The sequence below is a fragment of the Mesorhizobium sp. M0815 genome, assembly GCF_040319995.1.
Classification (GTDB): Bacteria; Pseudomonadota; Alphaproteobacteria; order Rhizobiales; family Rhizobiaceae; genus Mesorhizobium.
On sequence record NZ_JAMYOU010000054.1, the window covers coordinates 1 to 19,723 of the forward strand.

General features: G+C 61.6%; 20 protein-coding genes and 2 pseudogenes. 9 read left to right on the forward strand and 13 right to left on the reverse strand.

What is annotated here, in order from left to right; all coding sequences use genetic code 11:
* Nucleotides 1-219, forward strand: a pseudogene (locus tag NKI01_RS29830) (transposase); the annotation flags it as partial.
* Nucleotides 220-306: 87 nt separating this feature from the next.
* On the opposite strand, the gene NKI01_RS29835 reads toward NKI01_RS29830, so the two are convergent.
* The 4 genes and pseudogenes from NKI01_RS29835 to NKI01_RS29850 form a co-directional block, all read right to left on the reverse strand.
* Entirely contained in the window at nucleotides 307-1,278 is a 972-nt protein-coding gene (locus NKI01_RS29835; protein ID WP_352589338.1) for an oxygenase MpaB family protein, read from the reverse strand.
* Nucleotides 1,279-1,372: 94 nt separating this feature from the next.
* Nucleotides 1,373-1,618, reverse strand: coding sequence for a hypothetical protein (locus NKI01_RS30930; RefSeq protein WP_023718681.1), 246 nt, complete (start codon nucleotides 1,616-1,618; stop codon nucleotides 1,373-1,375).
* Nucleotides 1,619-1,647: 29 nt separating this feature from the next.
* Nucleotides 1,648-2,421 carry a sulfite exporter TauE/SafE family protein gene (locus tag NKI01_RS29845; protein ID WP_023718680.1) on the reverse strand — a complete coding sequence of 258 codons (774 nt, stop codon included), beginning with the start codon at nucleotides 2,419-2,421 and terminating at the stop codon, nucleotides 1,648-1,650.
* A 581-nt stretch (nucleotides 2,422-3,002) separates the two neighbouring features.
* Nucleotides 3,003-3,100 (reverse strand): annotated as a pseudogene (locus NKI01_RS29850) (sulfite exporter TauE/SafE family protein); the annotation flags it as partial.
* 164 nt (nucleotides 3,101-3,264) lie between these two features.
* Here NKI01_RS29850 and NKI01_RS29855 point away from each other — a divergent pair.
* Genes NKI01_RS29855 through NKI01_RS29870 form a run of 4 tightly spaced genes read left to right on the forward strand, consistent with a single transcriptional unit; the run spans nucleotide 3,265 to nucleotide 5,727 of the window.
* Entirely contained in the window at nucleotides 3,265-3,714 is a 450-nt protein-coding gene (locus NKI01_RS29855) for a thiosulfate oxidation carrier protein SoxY (RefSeq protein ID WP_352589341.1), read from the forward strand.
* A gap of 39 nt (nucleotides 3,715-3,753) precedes the next feature.
* Nucleotides 3,754-4,056, forward strand: a complete 303-nt coding sequence (gene soxZ, locus NKI01_RS29860; RefSeq protein WP_084642623.1) for a thiosulfate oxidation carrier complex protein SoxZ — start codon at nucleotides 3,754-3,756, stop codon at nucleotides 4,054-4,056.
* A gap of 54 nt (nucleotides 4,057-4,110) precedes the next feature.
* Entirely contained in the window at nucleotides 4,111-4,452 is a 342-nt protein-coding gene (locus NKI01_RS29865) for a c-type cytochrome (protein WP_352965702.1), read from the forward strand.
* Between the two features lie 6 nt (nucleotides 4,453-4,458).
* Nucleotides 4,459-5,727 (forward strand): NAD(P)/FAD-dependent oxidoreductase, encoded by a 1,269-nt coding sequence (locus NKI01_RS29870; protein ID WP_023718676.1) that lies wholly within the window; start codon nucleotides 4,459-4,461, stop codon nucleotides 5,725-5,727.
* A gap of 8 nt (nucleotides 5,728-5,735) precedes the next feature.
* Here NKI01_RS29870 and NKI01_RS29875 read toward each other — a convergent pair whose 3' ends face one another.
* The 9 genes from NKI01_RS29875 to NKI01_RS29915 all read right to left on the reverse strand — a co-directional run bounded on the left by NKI01_RS29875 (nucleotide 5,736) and on the right by NKI01_RS29915 (nucleotide 14,986).
* The gene (locus NKI01_RS29875; protein ID WP_352965710.1) at nucleotides 5,736-7,862 is read right to left on the reverse strand and encodes a heavy metal translocating P-type ATPase; all 2,127 of its coding nucleotides are present in this window, start codon (nucleotides 7,860-7,862) and stop codon (nucleotides 5,736-5,738) included.
* 56 nt (nucleotides 7,863-7,918) lie between these two features.
* Nucleotides 7,919-8,647, reverse strand: coding sequence for a sulfite exporter TauE/SafE family protein (locus NKI01_RS29880; RefSeq protein ID WP_352965704.1), 729 nt, complete (start codon nucleotides 8,645-8,647; stop codon nucleotides 7,919-7,921).
* A gap of 30 nt (nucleotides 8,648-8,677) precedes the next feature.
* Nucleotides 8,678-8,800, reverse strand: a complete 123-nt coding sequence (locus NKI01_RS29885; RefSeq protein ID WP_352450399.1) for a hypothetical protein — start codon at nucleotides 8,798-8,800, stop codon at nucleotides 8,678-8,680.
* 153 nt (nucleotides 8,801-8,953) lie between these two features.
* A complete protein-coding gene (locus tag NKI01_RS29890; protein ID WP_352528399.1) occupies nucleotides 8,954-9,178 on the reverse strand; it encodes a hypothetical protein in 225 nt (74 codons plus the stop codon).
* Between the two features lie 151 nt (nucleotides 9,179-9,329).
* The gene (locus tag NKI01_RS29895; RefSeq protein ID WP_352965707.1) at nucleotides 9,330-10,994 is read right to left on the reverse strand and encodes a cbb3-type cytochrome c oxidase subunit II; all 1,665 of its coding nucleotides are present in this window, start codon (nucleotides 10,992-10,994) and stop codon (nucleotides 9,330-9,332) included.
* Nucleotides 10,991-12,433: a cbb3-type cytochrome c oxidase subunit I gene (locus tag NKI01_RS29900; protein ID WP_023718669.1), complete on the reverse strand. Its 1,443-nt coding sequence runs from the start codon at nucleotides 12,431-12,433 to the stop codon at nucleotides 10,991-10,993. Before NKI01_RS29900 ends, NKI01_RS29895 begins: the two co-directional genes overlap by 4 nt.
* Before the next feature lie 145 nt (nucleotides 12,434-12,578).
* Complete coding sequence (locus NKI01_RS29905; protein ID WP_023718668.1) at nucleotides 12,579-13,040, reverse strand: c-type cytochrome; 462 nt, start codon at nucleotides 13,038-13,040, stop codon at nucleotides 12,579-12,581.
* A gap of 11 nt (nucleotides 13,041-13,051) precedes the next feature.
* Nucleotides 13,052-14,197: a metallophosphoesterase family protein gene (locus NKI01_RS29910; RefSeq protein ID WP_023718667.1), complete on the reverse strand. Its 1,146-nt coding sequence runs from the start codon at nucleotides 14,195-14,197 to the stop codon at nucleotides 13,052-13,054.
* Nucleotides 14,198-14,287: 90 nt separating this feature from the next.
* Complete coding sequence (locus NKI01_RS29915) at nucleotides 14,288-14,986, reverse strand: carboxypeptidase regulatory-like domain-containing protein (protein WP_352965711.1); 699 nt, start codon at nucleotides 14,984-14,986, stop codon at nucleotides 14,288-14,290.
* A 196-nt stretch (nucleotides 14,987-15,182) separates the two neighbouring features.
* On the opposite strand from NKI01_RS29915, the gene NKI01_RS29920 reads away from it, so the two are divergent.
* From NKI01_RS29920 to groL, 4 genes are all read left to right on the forward strand, one after another.
* The gene (locus tag NKI01_RS29920; RefSeq protein ID WP_352790430.1) at nucleotides 15,183-15,788 is read left to right on the forward strand and encodes an SCO family protein; all 606 of its coding nucleotides are present in this window, start codon (nucleotides 15,183-15,185) and stop codon (nucleotides 15,786-15,788) included.
* A gap of 79 nt (nucleotides 15,789-15,867) precedes the next feature.
* Entirely contained in the window at nucleotides 15,868-16,110 is a 243-nt protein-coding gene (locus tag NKI01_RS29925; protein ID WP_027154144.1) for a hypothetical protein, read from the forward strand.
* A 173-nt stretch (nucleotides 16,111-16,283) separates the two neighbouring features.
* A complete protein-coding gene (gene hemA, locus NKI01_RS29930; protein WP_352790488.1) occupies nucleotides 16,284-17,540 on the forward strand; it encodes a 5-aminolevulinate synthase in 1,257 nt (418 codons plus the stop codon).
* Nucleotides 17,541-17,597: 57 nt separating this feature from the next.
* On the forward strand, nucleotides 17,598-19,241 hold the full coding sequence (gene groL, locus NKI01_RS29935; protein ID WP_023718662.1) for a chaperonin GroEL: 1,644 nt from the start codon (nucleotides 17,598-17,600) through the stop codon (nucleotides 19,239-19,241).
* Nucleotides 19,242-19,723 lie beyond the last annotated feature (482 nt).

Here is a 19,723-nt window from a genome sequence, read left to right on the forward strand (position 1 = left end):
CGACCAACCCGATCGAGCGCCTCAACGGCGAGATCAAGCGGCGCACCGAGGTCGTCGGCATCTTCCCAAATGATGACGCCATCGTCCGCCTGGTTGGCGCGATCCTGCTCGAACAGAACGACGAATGGGCCGTGCAGCGCGCCAGATACATGACGCTGGAAACCATCAGCCAAATGAGCGATGATCCTTCTGATCAGCCTGCCAGCCGTGGCACGCTGATCAGCCCGGCCCCATGCCGGAGAGCGCGGCGACCAAGCCGTCAGCTACACCACTCCCTGGGACACGATCACGACGCGTGCCTGACATTTAGTCAAGGAACGAACACTGTCCGGTTCTGTGTAGGTTTTCGGATGCCGTTCGGCGATAGAGATAGCTCTCGGAAAGGCCGAGGCGGCGGCACGACTGGACGGCTGGTGATGAATGAAGCACGGTGCTGTCGCAGATTGCAGCCGTCGTCTTCACAACAGCACGCTCCCACGGCTTCAAGGTCCAGCGGTCGCCGAGTTCCAACCGCTTGCGGACCCATTGGGGTAGGATCTCGACGGCCGCCTTCAGAAGCGGCCGCTGAAGGGGTCGAGCAACTCCCGGCAAGGCGGGAACTTCTTCCATGATCTCCAGGAACTCCGACACGATCGGCGACGCGACGAGTCTTTGCCTCATCACGTCGAACAGCGCGTAAAGCTCGGCCTGAGACGTGGGCGCGCCGACCGCACCATAGAGAAGCGCCACGGGGCGAGCCTCAGCAAACATCGCGTCCCGTTCGAAAAAATGCAGACGATGCACATAGACGTGATAGGCCTCCATGAAACCAAACTCGGCCGTCGCTTGCACCCAGTCCAGCAGCTCCGGGTCGGTGGCGTGGTATGGCTCGCCTTCGCTGGTTCGACCCGAAACGCGCCCATGCATCCTGACCACATCTTCAATCATGGCCTTAGCCTTGGATCGGGGGCCGTAGACCGTGACCAAAGCAGCGAGGCCCGTACGCTGCAATCGTCGGAGCGCGAGGGAGCGGAAGCTGCTGTGCTGCCAAATGGCGTCGCGAACCCGCGGCTCTGCCAATTCGAGCAGCACCGCCGTTACCCCGCCGATGAACAGCGCAACAGGGTTCTTAAAAATGCGCCAGGACACCGAGTTGGGTGGTAACAGCGCCGGTTCGCCTTCCGGAGTCGAGAAGTCCATCTGAGATCCGAGCCGCTGGCGCATGAACGACTGGGCAAGAGTGTCCACACGACGCTCAAGCGGGCGAGGCAGAGAAATGATGCCCGAGTTGCGAAACATGGTACGCCTCGAACTACTGAGAATAGCAAGCGTTAGACCTGTGGCTAGCGGATGCAATATGCACGAACGTCTTTGGTCTTCCCGTCGTTCCAAATCATCCTCGCGCGAAGCCGATGAACCCTGCTTGATCTGCCCTGTTGCCAATGATGATGGAGCAAGGCTCGGGCGTGGTCATCCATGTCACCTCGATCCAGCGCGAGCTTCCGCCGCAGTCGGGCCTCGTCTGCCGATAGGAGAAGGCAAGATCTTGTGGCTTGACGACACCGGCATCGAGCATGAATCCGGCGATCGCGCCGCCCAGCCAGCCCGCTCCGATGCCGATCCTGGTCGAAGTGCTCATTTCCTTGCCTCCGTTCGACTGTCTCACGGTCAGAGCAATCCAGTTAGTTCGAGTGTCTGGTAGCCGGCCAAAAGCGTGATCAGAAATCCCACAAGCCGCAGGAGCGTCCTCTCCCGCAATGTCTTGACCATCCTTCCCGCCAGCGGCGCCGCTAAAACGCCTCCAACGATCAGTCCGGCAACAGATGTTAGGTCGCGGAATTCGCCGGCTTGCTCCCAATGGCCGGTTACAATCGTGGCGAGGAAGCTCAGCGACACTGAAAGTGCAATCAGGAACTCGCTCGCATTGACCGTGCCGATAACGAATCGCGGTTGTCCACCCGCGCCGAGTAGACCGGTGGTGGCAACAGGACCCCAGCCCCCACCGCCTGCGGCGTCCAGGAATCCGGCGGTTGCGCCCAACGGCGCCACGATTTTCAGCTTCACGGGGTTGGTGGGGATACGATGAAACGACCGATATAGTAACCAGCTCCCAATAACCGCGAGATATGCTGTAACGAATGGCTTGACCTGATCTCCGTCAAACGAAGTGAGTACGAAAGCGCCGAGCATACCGCCGCCGACACCAAAGGGGATCAGTCGCCAAAACAGTTTCCAATCGATGTTGCGATGATAAAGATGAGCCGATCCGGAAGCGGCGGTGGTGAACAATTCCGCAGCATGAACTGAAGCTGATGCTTGTGCCGGTGGCACCCCGAAGGTGAGGAGCACCGTCGAAGAGATCACGCCATAGGCCATCCCTAGAGCACCATCGACCGCCTGGGCCAGAAACCCGACGGCTGCGAACAGTAGGAACTCTTCCATGAGTGGCTCCGCGCATGAGTAGCGTCGCGCATAACGAAGCCTCACATGTGCAGTGGCACACCGAGGCTTTATAGCTCGACCAAGCTGCAGTCGTGATGCTCTTGGCACGCAGGAAACGGACCCATGCGTCGGCTTGTTCCGCGAAACTCAGCCCTTAGCGCGGGCCTAATAGCATAATGGCCGCAAGGCCCATGAATGACGCCAATCCCGCCCGGTTTGGTGGCAATGGCGATGACCTGGCTTCAGGGGCATTCCCGTTCTTGCGACAGGGGATAATAAGCAACCGAGAGTTCGGCATTTCTTGAATTGAAGGTCACTAGCAAGACGCTGACCTGACCTTCAACGTGCAATGTCGGCTTCTGGTGCACGTTGTCCTCCGAAATGTTGTGCGCCTGATCTCTAGTCGGACTAGCCGAGACTGAGACGAGCCAGCGCGTGGGTCCAAATCGCTCGGCGACGCAGCGACATTGTTCGGTGCGACCCATTAGTCCGAAACCGGAATTTATGACCCTAACCGGTCCTTCTTCAGCCTATCATGAATGTCGCACATGCTTGTAAATCCGACATTGCGCTGGCGCTGTTCAGAGCGCTCCAGTTAGTTCGAGCGTCTGATAGCCGGCCAAGAGCGTGATTAGAAATCCGACAAACGCAGGAGCGTCCTTTCCTGCAATGCCTTGACCGTTTTGAGGGCGGCTAAGAGACCTTGGACACTTCTAAGAGATTTGCTCGCAGCGGTTGGCGGTGCTAAACTTCAAAGCTGCCGCACTGATGTGTCCGATTGCGCCGCCTCCTGCCGCTGTTGATGTGTGTCTTCGGAGTGACGCAAAAAAGGCGGAGACCGGGATGATGAGCTTGACGCGCCGCGATGTGTTGATCGCCGGGAGTGCGGGGTTTGCCGGAGTCGCGCTCTCCTCGCCGCAGAGCGCGCGTGCGAACGATGAAGCGCTGGATCTCGTCGAACAGTTCACCGGACGGACAGCCACGGTGTCGGATCGCCTTCACCTGATAATGCCGACATACTTCCCGACCGGCTATACCGTGCCCATGAGTCTTTACATCGACAGCCCCATGACTGAGGCCGACCATGTGAGGCAAATGCGCGTGTTCGCGCCGCGGAACCCGCTTATCGAAGTCGCCAGTTTCCATTTCGTCCCCCAACGCAGCCTGCCCCGCGTGTCGACCCGCATCCGCCTTGCCAAACCGCAGCATGTCATCGCTGTCGCCGAAATGAATGACGGCAATTTGCTGATGACCACGACGTGGGTCCGTGTCGCCACAGATGGCTGTGCCTGAGAACGGAGAGAGACAGTGACTACCGCAACACCACGCGTGATCGTGCCGAGCGCTGCGGCGAAGGGAGAGTTTTTTCAGGTCAAGACCATCATCAGCCATGAGATGGAAACAGGGCTGCGCCATGATGATCAAGGCAATGTAATCCCGCGCAAGATCATCAACAGGTTTGTCTGCCGCTACAACCAATCCGTGGTGTTCAGCGTCGATCTCCACGAGGCGATTTCGGCTAACCCGTTCTTCGAATTTTCCCTGCGCGCGACGGAGAGCGGCCGGCTCGATTTCGTATGGGAGGAGGACGGCGGTGCCGTCTACACGTTGTCGCACCGGCTCACGGTCGGTTGAGGTGGCGACGCAATCGAGCTGCGCGAGTTATGGCGTGACAAGTTGAGTGGGAGCGTGACCGGAAAACTCCGAAACAGACGGGTATTCAGCATGCGTCCCGTCGCGAGATCTGCGATTGCCACGGGCCTCGTGCTTCTCGTCAGCCAATCCGGCGCGGCGGCGGGGGCCGATCAAGGCGCTCAACTCGCCGCGACCTGTGCGTCCTGCCATCGCCTCGATGGCGGCGGCACAGGCATTCCCAGCATCATCCGGCTTGGTGAGGAGGGGCTCACCAACGCCCTGCTTGCCTACCGGGCGAGCGAGAGTCCAAATCACATCATGCACGCTATCGCGCTGTCGCTCAGCGACGAGGAGATCGCGAGCGTCGCGCGCTATGTCGCAGCGCAGGGAAAGTAGCGCGCCATGAAATTCTGGACGCGTCGCGAGTTCGGCCGCCTGACTGGAGCAGCGTTGCTAACGGCGCTCAACCAGCCGAAGGCGCGGGGCCAGGCCAAGGCGCGTGTCGTCGTGATCGGCGGCGGCATCGGCGGCGCAACGGTCGCCAGATATCTCGCCGTCAGCGCCACGGCTATCGAGGTGACCCTGGTCGAACCGCGACAGAGCTACACGACCTGCTTCTTCAGCAATCTCTATCTCGCCGGGCTCCGCCCGTTCAAATCGCTCAGTCATGGTTATGAAGCGCTGGCAAAACAATATGGCATCACCGTCATTCATGAGTCCGCTGAAGCGATTCACCCGGCGGCGAAAACCGTTGCGCTGAACAACGGTTCGAAGCTCAGCTACGACCGTCTCGTTGTTGCGCCAGGCATCGCATTCAGGGATCGGGCGCTTAGGGGCTATGACGAAGCTGCGATGGAGATCATGCCGCACGCCTGGAATGCAGGGCCGCAAACCAGCCTGTTGCGCCAGCAATTGGAAAGCATGGAGGACGGCGGCCTATTCGTCATCGTCGTCCCGCCGAATCCATTTCGCTGTCCGCCCGCCCCCTATGAGCGCGCTTCGCTCATCGCCTCCTATTTCCAGCGCAGCAAACCCAAGGCCAAAATTCTGATCCTCGATTCGAAAGACAGCTTCAACGCGCAGGACCTGTTCCAGGACGCTTGGAACCGCCACTATCCGGGAATGATCGAATGGCTACCGGCCCAGTTCACTGGCGGGGTCACGGCGATCGACGCGAAGACCCGGTCGGTGATCACCGAGGGAGCAACATTCAAGGCCGCGGTGGCCAATGTCATCCCGGCGCAAATGGCCGGGCGCTTGGTGCAGCAGGCAGGGCTCGCCAATCAGTCGGGCTGGTGTCCGGTCGATCCGGTCACCTTCGAATCGGCGCTGCAGCCCGGCGTCCATCTGGTCGGCGACGCGATCATCGGCGGGGATATGCCGAAATCCGCCTTCTGCGCCAACAGCCAGGCCAAAGCCTGCGCCTTTGCCATCGCGGCCGATCTCACCGGATCAGCGCGTTTCCCGGCGCATTTGTTCAACACCTGCTACACCTATCTCGCCCCCGACGATGCGTTCAGCAACGCCATCAGCTTCAAGCCCGTCGACGGAAAGCTCAAGAGCGTCATCAGCTTCGTCAGCAAGGTCGAGGAAAGCTCCGAGGTCCGCCGGCAGGCAGCGCGCGCGGCGGAAGGCTGGTACGACGCCTTCACGCACGACGTGTTTGGCTGAAACGAAACTCAACTCCGCTCGACGGCCGGGCCGGCCATTGCGGAAATGCCGGCACCATTCTGGGCGCGCTCCGCCTCGGCGCCGGATCGTTGCTCCGGGATCAGCGTTGCAACAGGATCGGGCAGCCGCTCCAGCCGCAGCGAATTCACCACCACGAGGATGCTCGAGCCGGCCATGACCGCCGCCGCAAGGATTGGCTGCAGAAGTCCGAATGCTGCGAACGTCAGGGCGACGAGATTGTAACCGAACGCCCACATAAGGTTGGTCAAGATGGTCCTGCGCACCGCGCGGGCCACGTCGACGATCCAGGGCAGCATCCACAATCCGTCCGCAGGCAGCACGAGCGCCGCAGTCTCGCGGGCGAGATCGGTGGCGGAGCCGACGGCAATACCGACATCTGCGGCGGCCAGAACTGGCCCGTCATTCAGTCCATCGCCGACCATTGCCACCGCATCGTGGTCATGGCGGAGCCGATCCAGGGCCAGCCGTTTGGCCTCCGGCGAAAGGCCCGCTTGGACGTCCTTGATCCCGACCAGGGCCGCGATCCGCTCCGCCGCTTGCGCCAAGTCGCCGGTCAACAGCGTGGCGTCGAGCCCGCGCTCACGCAGGGCCGCGATCGCGGCCTGCGCCTCGGGAAGCGGCGAATCATCGAGCGACAGCACGGCGTGAACCCGCTCGCCCCAACCGACATAGACCACCGAATGACCGCTCGCCTCCAGCGACCGCGCACGCTCGGCCAGCGACGGGGGAAGCGGCCAGCCCAGATCATTCATCAATCTGCCGTTCCCTGCCGCCACGGGCCGGCCTTCGGCGCTGCCGCGGATGCCACGGCCGGGAACCATCCGGGCCTCGCGGGTGACGAGCGGCGTGATGCCCCGCTGAGCGGCGGCTGCCGCGATGGCCCGCGCCAGACCATGCTCGGAATGGCGCTCCAGACCGGCGGCGCGCGCCAGTACTTCGTCGATGCCGACCTCCTCGCGGTCGACGCCGACGAGACGCGCTTTGCCCGCCGTCAGAGTGCCGGTCTTGTCGAAGGCGAGCAACCGTACACGCGCCAGGGTCTCGAGCACGCCGGGGTCGCGGACGAGGCAGCCGTGCCGCGCCAGCCGGCCGATGCCGAGCGATATCGCCATCGGAGCAGCGAGGCCGACTGCACAAGGACAGGCAACCACCAGCACCGAGAGGCCAGTCAGCAACGCCCGATCGAACGGCAATGACTGGGCCCAGTAAACGATCGTCAGCCCGCCGAGGGCAAGGACGAGCGGCACGGACACGCCAACGACGCGATCGGCAAGGCGCTGGGTTGGACTGCGACGGCCCAGCGCTTCGCGCACCGACCGGCAAATCCGTGCCCAGCGGGTTGCGGTTCCGTCACCGCTGCTTTGGATCAGGAGCGGGCCGTCGATATTGATACTACCGGCAATCACCTTGGAGCCGGCGCGCTTTGTCACTTGCCGGCTTTCTCCGGTAATCACGGCTTCATCGGTGTTCGATTCCCCCTCGACAACCACGCCGTCGACCGGAATGCGCTCGCCTGGCCGGACCCGCACCAGCATGCCGGCCGTCACCTCCCGCACCGGACGGCGGATCTCTGCCGCGCCATCGACCGCGGTCGCGCTCTCGCTTTCTGCGGCCAGAAGTGGTTCGAGGTCGCGCGCCGCCCTGGCGCGGCCAACAGCCTCGAGATAGCGGCCAACTGTGAATAGCATCAGCACCATCACGGCGGTGTCGAAATAGACATGCGGGCTGCCCTCGAACACGGCAAATGCCGAATAGAGGTAAGCGGCAGCGACGCCAAGCACGATGAGTGCCGACGACGTCACTCGTCCCTGAATGCCATTGAGCCACATGTCGCGCAGATAGGGTCCGCCGAGAATCACCACCGCCGGCGTGGCGAAGATCCAGAGCAAAAAGTGAATCCACGGCAGCACGCCCGCATCGACGCCGGTGAACGCGTCCGAATAGAGGAGGAGGCTGAACATCATGATATTCATGGAGAGAAAGCCTCCCACGCCGAGCTGGATCAGAAGCCAGGCGGCTTCCCACTCTTCGTGTCTGCCGCTCTTCACCTGAAAGGCGATACAACAGCCGTAGCAGCAGAACGCGCAAGCCTCTCCGTTGAGCCTGCGCTCCATCGGGCGCAGACCGACGGGCAGCGAACAATGGCTACAGAGGATATCGCCATGCGCAGTCATGCGGGATGCCCGCCCGGCCAGGCAAGGCCGATATGCGCGTCGGAAGGCAGGAGACCACGGCCGAGCGTGATGAGACCGAGCAAAAGAATAAAGCCACCAGCCAGCCGCACGCCGCGCCGCCGCCAGGCTGGCCCGAGTATCCGGCCAACGCCGCCCATCATCAACATCGCGGGGAAGGTTCCCAGTCCGAACCATGCCATGACGAGAAACCCGGGAAGCGCTCCGGCGGTGCTCGCCGCCTGGGCGGCGAAGGCATAGACCAGGGGACATGGCAGGAAGCCGTTGAAAACGCCAAAGGCGAGCGGTGCGGCGCTGCTCCGGGCCGTCAACAGACCGCGCAGGGACAATGCAAATGTGCTGCCGCCAAATCCGATCGCAAGGCGATGAAAGACCTGCAGCAAGCCGAAGAACTGCAACGCCATGGCAATCATGAGCAGGCCAGCGACGATTGCGAGAATTCGTTGGGCGATGTCGAGGGAGCCGTTCAAGAGCGGCGCCGCCGTTAGACCTTGCGTGGTGCAGATGACCTGACCGATCGCGCCCGCGAGCCCGCCCAGAAAGCAATAGGTTGTCAATCGGCCGGTATTATAGAGCAGGTGGCGAAGGACGGTTGCGCCTCCCCCTCGCTGATCGCGGCCCAGCGCGCAGGCAAAGCCGCCGCACATGCCGATGCAATGAAAGCTGCCTGCAAATCCAGCGGTGAAGATCACGAGGTAGTAGATCATTGGCGTTTGCGCAGTGGCGCGGACGCGGCGCTATTGCCGCACAAGATACAAAAGAAAGAGGATAAAGCCGACGGTGCAGCCGCCATAGATGAGGAAGCCAAGCATCTGCGGCAAGCCGGCGTCAGCAAGCTTGAAGACGGTGTCCTGTAGCATCCGCTGCTCCTATGTCAGCCGAAATAAAGACGAAGCACGTTTATCGCCACCTCGAAGCACAGGAAAAGGAGGTTCAATGCGGCGACCCCAAGGAGAATTTTGGCTATCATCGTCTCCATCACTCCTGTCTTACCAGCCCTTGCGACCGTCTACTTAGAACAGACGGCCGGGCCCGAGCCCGCCCCAATAAGCATACATGTAGTACAGCCCCCAGGCGAACAGCAGCACGTAGACGACGAGAAGCCATAGCGGAATGAATCCCACACGCGCCTGTATCAGGCCGCCGGCATAGTCCTCCAGTTCAGGGTGCGAGCTTTGACGCACATCCAGTTCCGGATGCGTCGGGCTCTCCGGATCGCTGCTCTGCAGATCGCTCATTCTCCATTTCCCTTTCAAAAAACCCGTTGGCGGCTTTGTCGGTGCCGCTCAACGCGCCGGACAGGACGCCCCAGATGAACAAGAACAGGGCCGCCAGGCTCATCAGCATGGCGCCCGCATAGGGTCCGGTGACTTCAAAACCGAGCATGCGCTAACCTCCGGCGGGCGCCTGTTCCTCGCCAGGCGGAGCTGGCGGGCCGGACGCCGGCACCGACGGATCGGGCACATAGGCTCGCTCCGGCTTGTCAGCGACCAGTTCCAGATCGTTCAGCGCCGCGCGGGCCTCCTTCTTGATCGACAGCGGCTGCAGCGAGAGCGGGTCTTTATAGGCGGAAAGCGCCACCACGAAATAGGAAAGCGCCCACCGGTCCTCGTCCGGAAAGGCATCCCGATAGGACGGCATCGGCGTGCCGCTGAGGCCGGTAGTTATCGTCCGGAAGATGTCTTCGACGGCCGGGCCAGACTTGAACTGGCCGCTGGTGAGGTCGGCCGGCACGGTGGCGAACCCGATATCATCCTTGAGGCCGGCCGCCTTCTCGCCGTCGCCCTTGCCACCTTGGCCGTGGCACTCCCAGCACTTCGCCACCTGCCAAACCTCCTTGCCACGGTCCAGCATCGTCTGGGACGGGGTCGGCGGGCGCCCGATATACAACGGCGGGCCAGGCGGTTCCTCGACGAAGAAAGCGTAAGGACTGGCGGGATTGGAACGGTCAACCGCTAGCTCATACTTGATGTACTGGATCACCGCCAGCCGATCGTTGAGCGGCAGTTCGTACCAAGGGGGCATTGCCGTGCCGCGGATGCCGCGAGTAATGGTGCGCAGCATGTCGCCGTCCGTGGGCAGGGGCTCCTTTGTCAATCTGAACTTGAAGACTGCGGACGTGAAGTTCCTGGGCCGCTGGTTAAACATAAAGGTGGCGGCCGGCCCGTTGCCGTCGCCTTTGGCACCGTGGCAACCGATGCAGCGGCGCTCATAGACTTCCTTGCCATAAGCAATCCATTCCTCGGAGCGCGGCATCGTCGCATCCATGACCTCCAGGCTTTGCGGCTCGAAAAGATCGCGCCATTTACCCCGGTTCGTGCCGAGCTTCTGGACGTAGGAAACAAGCGCCGCCAGCGATTCCGTCTCCGCCGCGATGCTGACGGTTTCGCCTGTGTATTCGTCGTTCGGCGTCAGGATGATCGGCTTTCTTTCGCGCGCCTTCAGCGGCACGAACAGCAACCCGTACGCATTGGGCGTCAGCTGGATCGCTTGCTTGCTGTCGAAGTCGAACAGGCCTTTGGTGACCTCTGTCCTTTCCAGGGTCCGATTGCCAGCGCCGTCGTCAACGATACGGACGGCTGCATCGGGCTCGTGGAAGAGGCCGCGATACGGCGCCATTATCGAGTCCGGCACCAGCATCCGCGGATTGTAGAAGTGCGCCAGGTGCCATTCGTCGCTGTATTTCAGGCCGACGCGCGTCAGGTCCGGTCCGATCCGGCGTGTGCCTAACAGGTGCGGCACGTCATAGGCGTATTCGCCCGCCTCGCTGACCGGTCCCCAGCGGCGGATCTCGCCGGTCACCGGCCGCACGAATTGCGAATGGCAGTACCAGCAGCCTTCGCGCAGGTAAATGTTGCGGCCGCGACGCTGCTGCTCGGTGTAGTCCGTCGCTTCTGAAACCGTCCATTTCAGCTGGCCGAAATCCGTGCGCACCACCGAGGTCACGCGCGTAGTTCGCGAGGACGGCTCCACGAAGGGCAGCACGCCCTGCGTGATCACCGCAAGGGTGATGCAGAAGACGCCGGCGAACAGCGCGAAGAAGCGAACGTTCACTGCGCGGGCCCTCCCGCCGGGGCCGGGATAGGCGCCTCCACCGGCCCGCGGGCGCGTCGCGCCTCAGCCGCCGGGCTGGTCAGTGCGGTCAGCATCAGATTCACCACCAGCAGCGACATACCGATATCCATGCTGATGCCTGCCAGGGTCCGCGCCAGCCAGTAGGGCTTCACCCAGACGAGCGAGTCGAGCCATTCGACCCCATTCATCCATTGATAACCCTGCTGCAGCCCGCCGGCTGTGAGGACCAGGCCCATGGTCGTGATGCCGACGGTGATCAGCCAGAACGACCAGTTGCCGAGCTTGAAGGACCAGAGTTCGCGCCCGAACAGCCGCGGCCAAGTATAGAGGAGGCCCCCCATCGCCCAGACGACGAAGGTGCCGAACACGGTGAGATGCGAATGCGAGATGACGAAATCGGTGAAATGGGTCGGCTGCTGCAGCTGCCGCAGCGCCTCGGTCGAGCCCTGGAAGCAGCCGACGAGATACATGAGCGAGCCCATGATCAGGAACTTCGCCGGCAAGTTCCTGCCGAACTCATGCCACCTGCCCATCATGGTGCCGAAGAAGTTCACCAGCACCGTCCACACCGGAATGATCAGCAGCATCGACGTGACGACGGCCAAGGTCTCGGCCCAGTCCGCGATCGGGCTGTAGAGGTAATGGTGGATGCCGACGAACGGGTAGAACAGTGCCAGGGACCAGAAGCCTACCAGCGAGAGCTTATGGGCATAGAGCGGATTTCGCGCGCTGACCGGCAGGAAATAGTAGATGATCACGTAGCCCGCGGGCGTTATCCACAGCCCGACGATGTAGTGGAGATAGAGGCCATGGAAGGCGGCGCTGTTGATGCCCGAGATCGTGTATGGCAGGATGAAGCTTCCAAGCACGAAGTTCATCGTCGTCCACACGAAAGTGGCGATCAGGTACCATAGCGCGACATAGATCGCCGGCTCCAGCCTTCGACTGATCGTGATCAGGAACTGCGCGGTAGCAACAGCCACCACGATGAAGAATGCGACCTTCGCGTAGAGCGGAAGCTCTCCGGCTTCCAAACCGTCACTGTCGCCGAGCAGCAAGCCGACCAAACCGGCAAGCGTTGCGACGTTCCAGACCCATGCGAGAAGAACCGACCACTCCGACCATATCACCCGCACCCCCGACAGACGCGGCACGAGATAGTAGCAAAGGCCGATGAAAAGCGTCGAGAAGGCGCCGAAGATGACACCGTTGACGTGGACCGGGCGCAGCCGGCCGAAGGTGAGCTCGAGGTTCCCCGATCCGAGATAGTCGGGGTAGTTGAAGGTGCCCGAGATCATGACGCCGACGGATGGCGTCACCATCAGCCAGAACATGCCGAAATAAAGCCAGGTCCGCACGACCCGTTTGTCGACCAGCGCATCCAGGTCCACATTCGCGAACTTGCCGCGCAGCTCCATCGCAGTCTCTGCCAACGCATGGCCCTCCCCGCGCGGTTCAAGGGCCGCACGACTGCTTTAAGCCCACCGTTCCCCATCGAGGTGTCACTCCGATGGCGGACTCGCTTCGCGCTCCCTGAAGCCGGTGCCCCGGCTATCGACGAGACTAGTATTTGCCTGGCACCAACACCGAGCCGCTGTTCGACCAGGTGATGTACGCCTCGAGCGCCTTCATCGCCTCCGATTCGGGATCGATCTTCTCGCCCTGGCTCGGTTTCTCGATGCACCAGTTGATCATGTCGCGCAGTGTCGCGAACTTGGCCATCGACGCCTGGAACTTCGGGAACGCCTGCGGGTGGGTATCGGAGGCCATCGGATGGCACATGGCGCAGGCCCACCCGGTGGTCGACAGCTTGACGCCCAACTGCTCCTTCATCGCCGCATCACCATGGAACAGGAGGTCTCCTTTCCTGACCTCCTCCATGAACGCTTCTTGATAGAGTTTCAGCTGCTTTGGCGTTACCGGATCCTTGTTGGCACTGGCCGGCCCGACGACGGCAGCTGCGACGACTGCTCCGGCGACGATGGAACGCCTCAGAATGCAGAGGAATGTCGATGTGTTTATCATAGCCACCACCGTTATGGATTTGCCCATGGGTACTGTTTGTCGGCGATGCGTGACCGTATGACCTCCGCAATGCTCTTGTCGTGGTCCTCCGGCGACTGGACGAACACCTCCTTGCGGCCCCACATGATGTACTCGACATCGACCTTATCGTCGGCGTTGACGTTCACGGTTTCCCAACCGACCCCGTCGAAGGGATCGCCCGGATCGACACGGATCATCGGCTTGGTAAGCTTGGGCAAGCCTTCCGGCGCATACGGCCACGGCCAGGAGGTCGCCAGCATGCCGATCGAGCGCATGCTGCCGATCTCGTTGTAGAGCACCTGGTGCACGTGACCGTGGATGTTGGTGACCTTGGTATAAGGCTTCAGCACGTCATTCACTTCGCGCCAGTCGCGCACCCAGAAGTTCCAGGGCGGGTAGTACTCGTACAGCGGATTATGGCTGAAGATGACGATCGGTTTGGACTTATCCCAGTCGGCGAGTGTCTTCTGCATCCAGTCGAGCTGGTCGCGGCCGACGCCGGCCCACGCGCCGGCAACCGTGCCGTCGAGGGTAGCCATATGGCCCATGCGCTCCTCTGGCGTCATCTTCTTCGCTGTCCAGTAGTCCGGTCCCCGGCTGACCGTATCGAGCCCAATGAAGCGCACGCCCTTGTGATCGAAGGTCCAGTTGGGTTGGCCGAACAACTCGCCCCACTTCTGGCCCATATCCAGATACCAGTCATGCTCGCCCGGGATGTAGTATTTCTTGATCGTCAGATCCTTGAGGAGCTCAACGCCAAGCTCAAGTTCCTCGATCTTTCCGAGCTGGGCCAGGTCGCCGCCGAAGATCAGGAAGTCGGCCGGCGGATCCATGGCCTGGACCTCTTGCACGGCGCGCACCACCTTGTCGACGAAGCGCGTGTTGAGCGATCTCTCGTAGAGATGGGTGTCCGAAATCCAGGCAAACTTGAAGGGCGCTTCGGCGGCGTGAGCGACGTCGATGGTGTTGAGCAGCGGCCACCACGCGAAGGTCTGGCCGACGGAAGCAGCGCCGAACAGCAGCGATCTGTGAATGAAGGTGCGGCGGGTGATTTGAAGCGAGTCGTCGGGGCGTACGCCAGGCTGCTGCAGCACCGCATGCATTTCGCGCCGAATGCGGTCAAGCTCGTCAGACATCAGGGTTCCTCCTCAGTGCAGACCGTTTCTTAAAGCGTCGGTCTTCTCGCAGGAACGCGACCCTGTTGAATCAGTGGGTCGCCCATTTTGTTATTTTTTCAGTTCAATCGTCAGACTGGTGGCCTTATTCTCCTCTACCGTGACGGGCTGCTCGATGGGCCCGGTGAAGGGATGGATCGCCACGAGCTTGTAGTCCCCCGGCGGAACATCGGTTATGCTGAATTTGCCATCGGCGCCGGTGACCGCGTAGTAGGGATTGTCCACCACATAGACCCAGCCCTCCATCCAGCCATGCGCGTCGCAATCGATGCGGACAGTGCCGGCACGCTTCAGTTCGACCGGTATGCGCTGGCCCTTATTGGGCAGCGCCAGGTTGAAGGCGGTGCGCTTGCCATAATAGCCGTGGGTGTTGTGGAGCACTGGGTCGCTGTTGACCACCTCCAACGAACCGGCCGGTATCATCTGCACCGCGGGCTCAAAGCGACATTTGAGGTTGTTAAGTTCAGGCAGCTTTCCGGGCTGCGGCCAGGCCTTTCCCTGTGCCACGTCGACCAGCTGCACCGCCGCGTTCAGCACGGCCTGATCGCTGCCGACTTCGATCAGCGGCTCCTCGCGGGGGTCGCCGCACACCTCGATATTCTTGGTGGGGATGATCTTTGTTGTCGGCACGTCGCCGCGGTAGACGATCGTACCCTCGATCGTTCCGCCTCCCGTGACCGGACCCACTTCGTAGGCTTGCGCAGACGCGGACATTATCGCAACGAAAGACATCGCCGCTAGTCCGCTCATCAATTCGCGAATCATCATAAAAGCCACCTCCTTCAAGAGAGATGAGGGGCAACTCTCAAAAATAGAGCCAAACCAGTGCCATGTCTAGCCATCCAGCAACAAAATATGATAAAGTGGGTTGGTTTAGGCGAGTTTGTTAATCACAAACACACGCGGGGGTTTTGGCGCGTCATTCTCGAAGTGCCGGAGGTCCTTGATGAAGCGACGGCATCGACTCCTCCGCCCCTGGGCCTACGGTCCGCATCCCCTCTTCTGCATCATATTCGCAGCGGCCCTGTCGATCTGCCAACCGCTCGTGCGAGCTGACACGGCGCCTGTGACGGTCGGTGGCCCATTCACGCTCACGGCGCCGGACGGAACGACGGTCACGGATGAGACTTATCGCGGCAAATGGCTGCTGGTTTTCTTCGGCTATACGTCTTGCCCCGACATCTGTCCGACGACGCTGTCCTCAATCGCCGCGGCGATTAAGGAACTCGGCCCCGACGCCGCAAAACTGCAACCGCTCTTCATCACCGTCGATCCCGAACGCGACACGCCTGAGGTGATGGGAAGCTTTACCGCGGCGTTCGATCCGCGGATCGTCGGGCTGACCGGCAGCCCGCAACAGATCGCTGCGGTTTCGGAGGCATATGGCGCCTATGGTGTGGCGCGCCAGGGCGAGGCGGGCGATGACGACTACCTAATGGATCATGGCACCTACATATACATCATGAACCCACAGGGGCAATTCGTGGAGGGGCTAGACTCTGACACACCAAGCAGCGGTATTGCCGCTGTGTTGGGTGAATTGGTGCGATGACACGAGCCCTGGGATGACGGAGATCACGATTATGCAGTTGATCAATGCATAGCAGTTGTCATCCGGAAGGAAAGCGGCCATGCAAAGGCATACAAAGGAAGCTTCGGAGCTTAAGGCATTGATCCTCGCGGATCTTCATAAGGAGCCGGGATGCGAGCACGTCACCGATTTTGTGATTCAGCGGCTCGAAACCAAGGAGAACGGGGCAAACTGGACTGTCAAATATCTGGATCCCAATCAAGATAAGGTCTGCGAGACGATTCTGATAAACATAGCGCGAATGCTGCAGCTCAACTTCGACCTTCCTGAACGCGGGTCGTGAGGAACGATGCGAGCGGGACCGGCGCGCATTGCGCTTCGACATCGTTCGTATGCAAGCAGGGGAATCGGGCGATGGCGGAATCCACAGCGTTGCACACCGGCAAACCCGGCGGCGTAAAGAACGTCATTGCGCCGCGGCGATTTGGACCTCCGACGACCGGAAATGCGGGCGATATGGCCGATGGGCAAGGCAATATCGTGGAGCCAGGCATTACGAGTTATGACGGTTTCTTTGCGGATGCGATCGCGCGTCTGCAGGAGGAATGGCGCTACCGTGTGTTCGCGGACCTGGAGCGCATCGCCGGGCGCTTTCCCAATGCCGTGTGGCATTCCCCGCATGGACCGAAGGACGTCGTGATCTGGTGCTCCAACGACTATCTCGGGATGGGTCAACACCCAAAGGTGGTCGCCGCCATGGTGGAGACTGCTACCCGCCTGGGAACGGGGGCCGGCGGGACGCGCAATATCTCCGGCACCAGCCATCCGCTCGTAGAGCTTGAGGGCGAGCTTGCCGATCTCCACGGCAAGGAGGCGGCACTGGTCTTCACGTCCGGCTATGTTTCGAACCAGACTGGCATCTCGACTATCGCCAAGCTGATCCCCGGTTGTCTGATCCTGTCCGATGCGCTCAACCACAATTCGATGATCGAGGGCGTCCGCCAGTCCGGTACGGAGAAGAGCATCTTCCGCCACAACGACGTCGATCATCTCGAGGAATTGTTGAAGGCGGCGGATCCGGATCGGCCAAAACTCATCGTCTTCGAAAGTCTCTATTCAATGGGCGGCGACGTCGCGCCAATCAATCGCATTTGCGAAATCGCCGATCGTTACGGCGCAATGACCTACCTCGACGAGGTCCATGCTGTGGGCATGTACGGCCCTCGCGGCGCCGGTATCGCCGCGCGCGACGGCGCCATGAACCGGATCGATGTGATCGAAGGCACGCTCGCCAAGGCCTTCGGCTGCCTCGGCGGCTATATCACGGGAAGTGCTGTGCTGATCGATGCGGTTCGTTCCTATGCTCCGGGTTTCATCTTCACCACCGCGTTGCCGCCGGCGATCTGCGCCGCGGCCACAGCGGCGATCCGGCATCTGAAAACCTCGCAGTGGGAGCGCAAGTGCCAGCAGGACCGCGTCCGGCGGGTCAAGGCGGCGCTGGGTGCCGCTGGGCTGCCGGTCATCCTGAGCGACACCCATATCGTTCCGGTGGCAGTCGGCGATCCGGCGCATTGCAGAGCGGCGAGCGACCTGCTGCTGAGCGAGCACGACATCTATATCCAGCCGATTAATTATCCGACCGTGGCGAAGGGAACTGAGCGGCTGCGCATCACGCCAACACCCTGTCATGAGGACATCATGATTGATCGGCTCGCGGCAGCTCTGTTCGATGTCTGGAACCGGCTTGGGCTGCCACGGGACAATCTCGCCTGAGCGGCCGAATGAAGCTTCGCCGTTGCCCGGACGTTCCGGGTCTTAAGGTTCAAGGAAATGGCTGCCAAGGAAATCATGTTCTCGTTCGAGGCTCGCGACAGAATGCTGCGCGGCATTGACACCCTGGCGAATGCGGTGAGCGTCACGCTTGGCCCGCTAGGGCGCAACGTCGCGATCGGTAGGGAGCACGGCGCGCCGCGGGTCACGAAGGACGGCGTGACCGTCGCCAGAGAAATCGAACTCGACAACAAGTTCGAGAACATGGGCGCCCAGATGGTGCGCGAGATCGCAACAAGAACTTCCTATCAGGCCGGCGACGGCACGACCACCGCCGTCGTGATCGCGCATGCGATCGTCCGGGAGGGCGCCAAGGCGGTGGCCGCCGGCATGAATCCCATGGACCTGAAGCGCGGCATCGATCTCGCGGTCGAAGCCGTCGTCGCGGAACTCAAGAACAACGCCACGAAGGTCACCTCGAACGTCGAAATTGCGCAAGTCGGCACCATCTCGGCCAACGGCGATAGGGAGATTGGCCGCTGCCTAGCCGACGCCATGAAGAGGGTCGGCAATGACGGCCTGATCACTGTCGAGGACGGGACGTCGCTCGAAACCGAACTCGAATTCGTCGAGGGCATGCAGTTCGACCGCGGCTACATCTCGCCCCATTTCATCACCAATCGCGCAAAGATGCGGGTCGAGATGCAGGATGCCTATGTCCTCATCAGTGAGAAGAAACTGTCCAGCCTGAACGAAATACTGCCGCTGCTGGAGAAGGTGGTGCAGGCCGGCAAGCCGCTGCTCATCATCGCCGAGGATGTCGAGCGTGAGGTGATTGCGGCGCTGGTGGTCAACAAGTTGCGCGGCGCTCTCAAGGTTGCAGCAGTCAAGGCGCCGGCCTACGGAAACCGCCGCAAGGCGATGCTGCAGGATCTCGCGCTGATGGCCGGCGGAACGGTGATCTCGGAGGATTTGGGCATCAAGCTCGAGCATGCTTCCCTCGATATGCTCGGGCGCACCAAGAAGGTGATGATCGACAAGGCAAACACCACGATCGTCGGCGGCGCCGGCAAGCGGGCAAGCATCGAGGCCCGCATCGCTGAGATCAAGCTCGAGCTTGCGGAAACCACCTCCGATTACGACCGCGAGGAGCTCCAGGAGCGGCTGGCCAGGCTCGCCGGTGGCGTCGCCGTGATCCGGGTCGGCGGTGCCACCGAAGTCGAGGTCAGGGAAAAGAAGGATCGCATCGATGACGCGATGAACGCGACAAGAGCCGCGGTCGCAGAGGGCATTCTCCCGGGCGGCGGGGTCGCCTTGCTGCGCGCCGGCAGGGCGCTTAAGAAGCTCAAGGGCGGCAACGAGGACCAGCAGGTCGGCATCGCGATCGTCAGGAAGGCGATCACCTGGCCGGCTCGGCAGATCGCGATCAATGCCGGCCTGGAAGGCTCGGTCGTCATCGCCGGGATCCTCGAAAACGACGACAACGCCTATGGCTACGATGCCCAATCGGGCGTGTACGGGGATCTGGTGTCAAAGGGCATCATCGACCCGGCCAAGGTGGTGCGAACGGCGCTCCAGGGCGCGGCCTCGGTTGCGGGTCTTCTCCTTACAACGGAAGTCATGGTGGCCGAAGTGCCTGGCCCGCCGCCGCCGGAGCTTCCCGGTCACGAGCATCATCATCACGACATGGATATGGATTTCTGAGCGCATTGCGGGCGGCGGAAGCACCGAAGTGTCCGGACTGGATCGCCGCTGGCGACTGCTAGAGAAAGCCCACTCGTCCGAACCGCGGCCAACACAGCACTATTCGGGATCAACTCCTGGAGGCACTCCCGGCTGAGCCATGATCATCGGTCGGCGATTCCGACGTGACGGTGACAGGCGGGGTGGTTCAATTTTGGGGTGCCTATCGTCCAAAGAGGACCGGGCTGCATCGCGCGTTCTGGCCGAGACTATCGCGGGCCTGCGCGAAGTTCAGGATCATCGGGTCTCGATCGAAAAAATCCCCCCAACCGCGTCTGACGCCACCCGGCAAGCGCGTCGCTTGGTATCCTATCCGTCCGTGTGCGGTAGAGATCTAGCTGCACACAGCCGCATCTTACGATAGTGTCCTGAAGGTTCTGCAAAAAGTTTTGGAGAGAGAACGGCGCTTGCTCTGAAGGGCGAGCGGCCATGGCACGGTGGTG

Bases quoted from the DNA above. Each gene is read 5' to 3' on its own strand.
- NKI01_RS29855 (WP_352589341.1), top strand. From the start codon at position 3,265: ATGATGAGCTTGACGCGCCGCGATGTGTTGATCGCCGGGAGTGCGGGG.
- NKI01_RS29835 (WP_352589338.1), bottom strand. From the start codon at position 1,278: ATGTTTCGCAACTCGGGCATCATTTCTCTGCCTCGCCCGCTTGAGCGT.
- NKI01_RS29920 (WP_352790430.1), top strand. From the start codon at position 15,183: ATGAAGCGACGGCATCGACTCCTCCGCCCCTGGGCCTACGGTCCGCAT.
- NKI01_RS29915 (WP_352965711.1), bottom strand. From the start codon at position 14,986: ATGAGCGGACTAGCGGCGATGTCTTTCGTTGCGATAATGTCCGCGTCT.
- NKI01_RS29905 (WP_023718668.1), bottom strand. From the start codon at position 13,040: ATGATAAACACATCGACATTCCTCTGCATTCTGAGGCGTTCCATCGTC.
- NKI01_RS29910 (WP_023718667.1), bottom strand. From the start codon at position 14,197: ATGTCTGACGAGCTTGACCGCATTCGGCGCGAAATGCATGCGGTGCTG.
- NKI01_RS29900 (WP_023718669.1), bottom strand. From the start codon at position 12,433: ATGGAGCTGCGCGGCAAGTTCGCGAATGTGGACCTGGATGCGCTGGTC.
- NKI01_RS29885 (WP_352450399.1), bottom strand. From the start codon at position 8,800: ATGCTACAGGACACCGTCTTCAAGCTTGCTGACGCCGGCTTGCCGCAG.
- hemA (WP_352790488.1), top strand. From the start codon at position 16,284: ATGGCCGATGGGCAAGGCAATATCGTGGAGCCAGGCATTACGAGTTAT.
- NKI01_RS29845 (WP_023718680.1), bottom strand. From the start codon at position 2,421: ATGGAAGAGTTCCTACTGTTCGCAGCCGTCGGGTTTCTGGCCCAGGCG.
- NKI01_RS29880 (WP_352965704.1), bottom strand. From the start codon at position 8,647: ATGATCTACTACCTCGTGATCTTCACCGCTGGATTTGCAGGCAGCTTT.
- NKI01_RS29875 (WP_352965710.1), bottom strand. From the start codon at position 7,862: ATGGAGCGCAGGCTCAACGGAGAGGCTTGCGCGTTCTGCTGCTACGGC.
- NKI01_RS30930 (WP_023718681.1), bottom strand. From the start codon at position 1,618: ATGAGCACTTCGACCAGGATCGGCATCGGAGCGGGCTGGCTGGGCGGC.
- groL (WP_023718662.1), top strand. From the start codon at position 17,598: ATGGCTGCCAAGGAAATCATGTTCTCGTTCGAGGCTCGCGACAGAATG.
- NKI01_RS29890 (WP_352528399.1), bottom strand. From the start codon at position 9,178: ATGAGCGATCTGCAGAGCAGCGATCCGGAGAGCCCGACGCATCCGGAA.
- NKI01_RS29870 (WP_023718676.1), top strand. From the start codon at position 4,459: ATGAAATTCTGGACGCGTCGCGAGTTCGGCCGCCTGACTGGAGCAGCG.
- NKI01_RS29925 (WP_027154144.1), top strand. From the start codon at position 15,868: ATGCAAAGGCATACAAAGGAAGCTTCGGAGCTTAAGGCATTGATCCTC.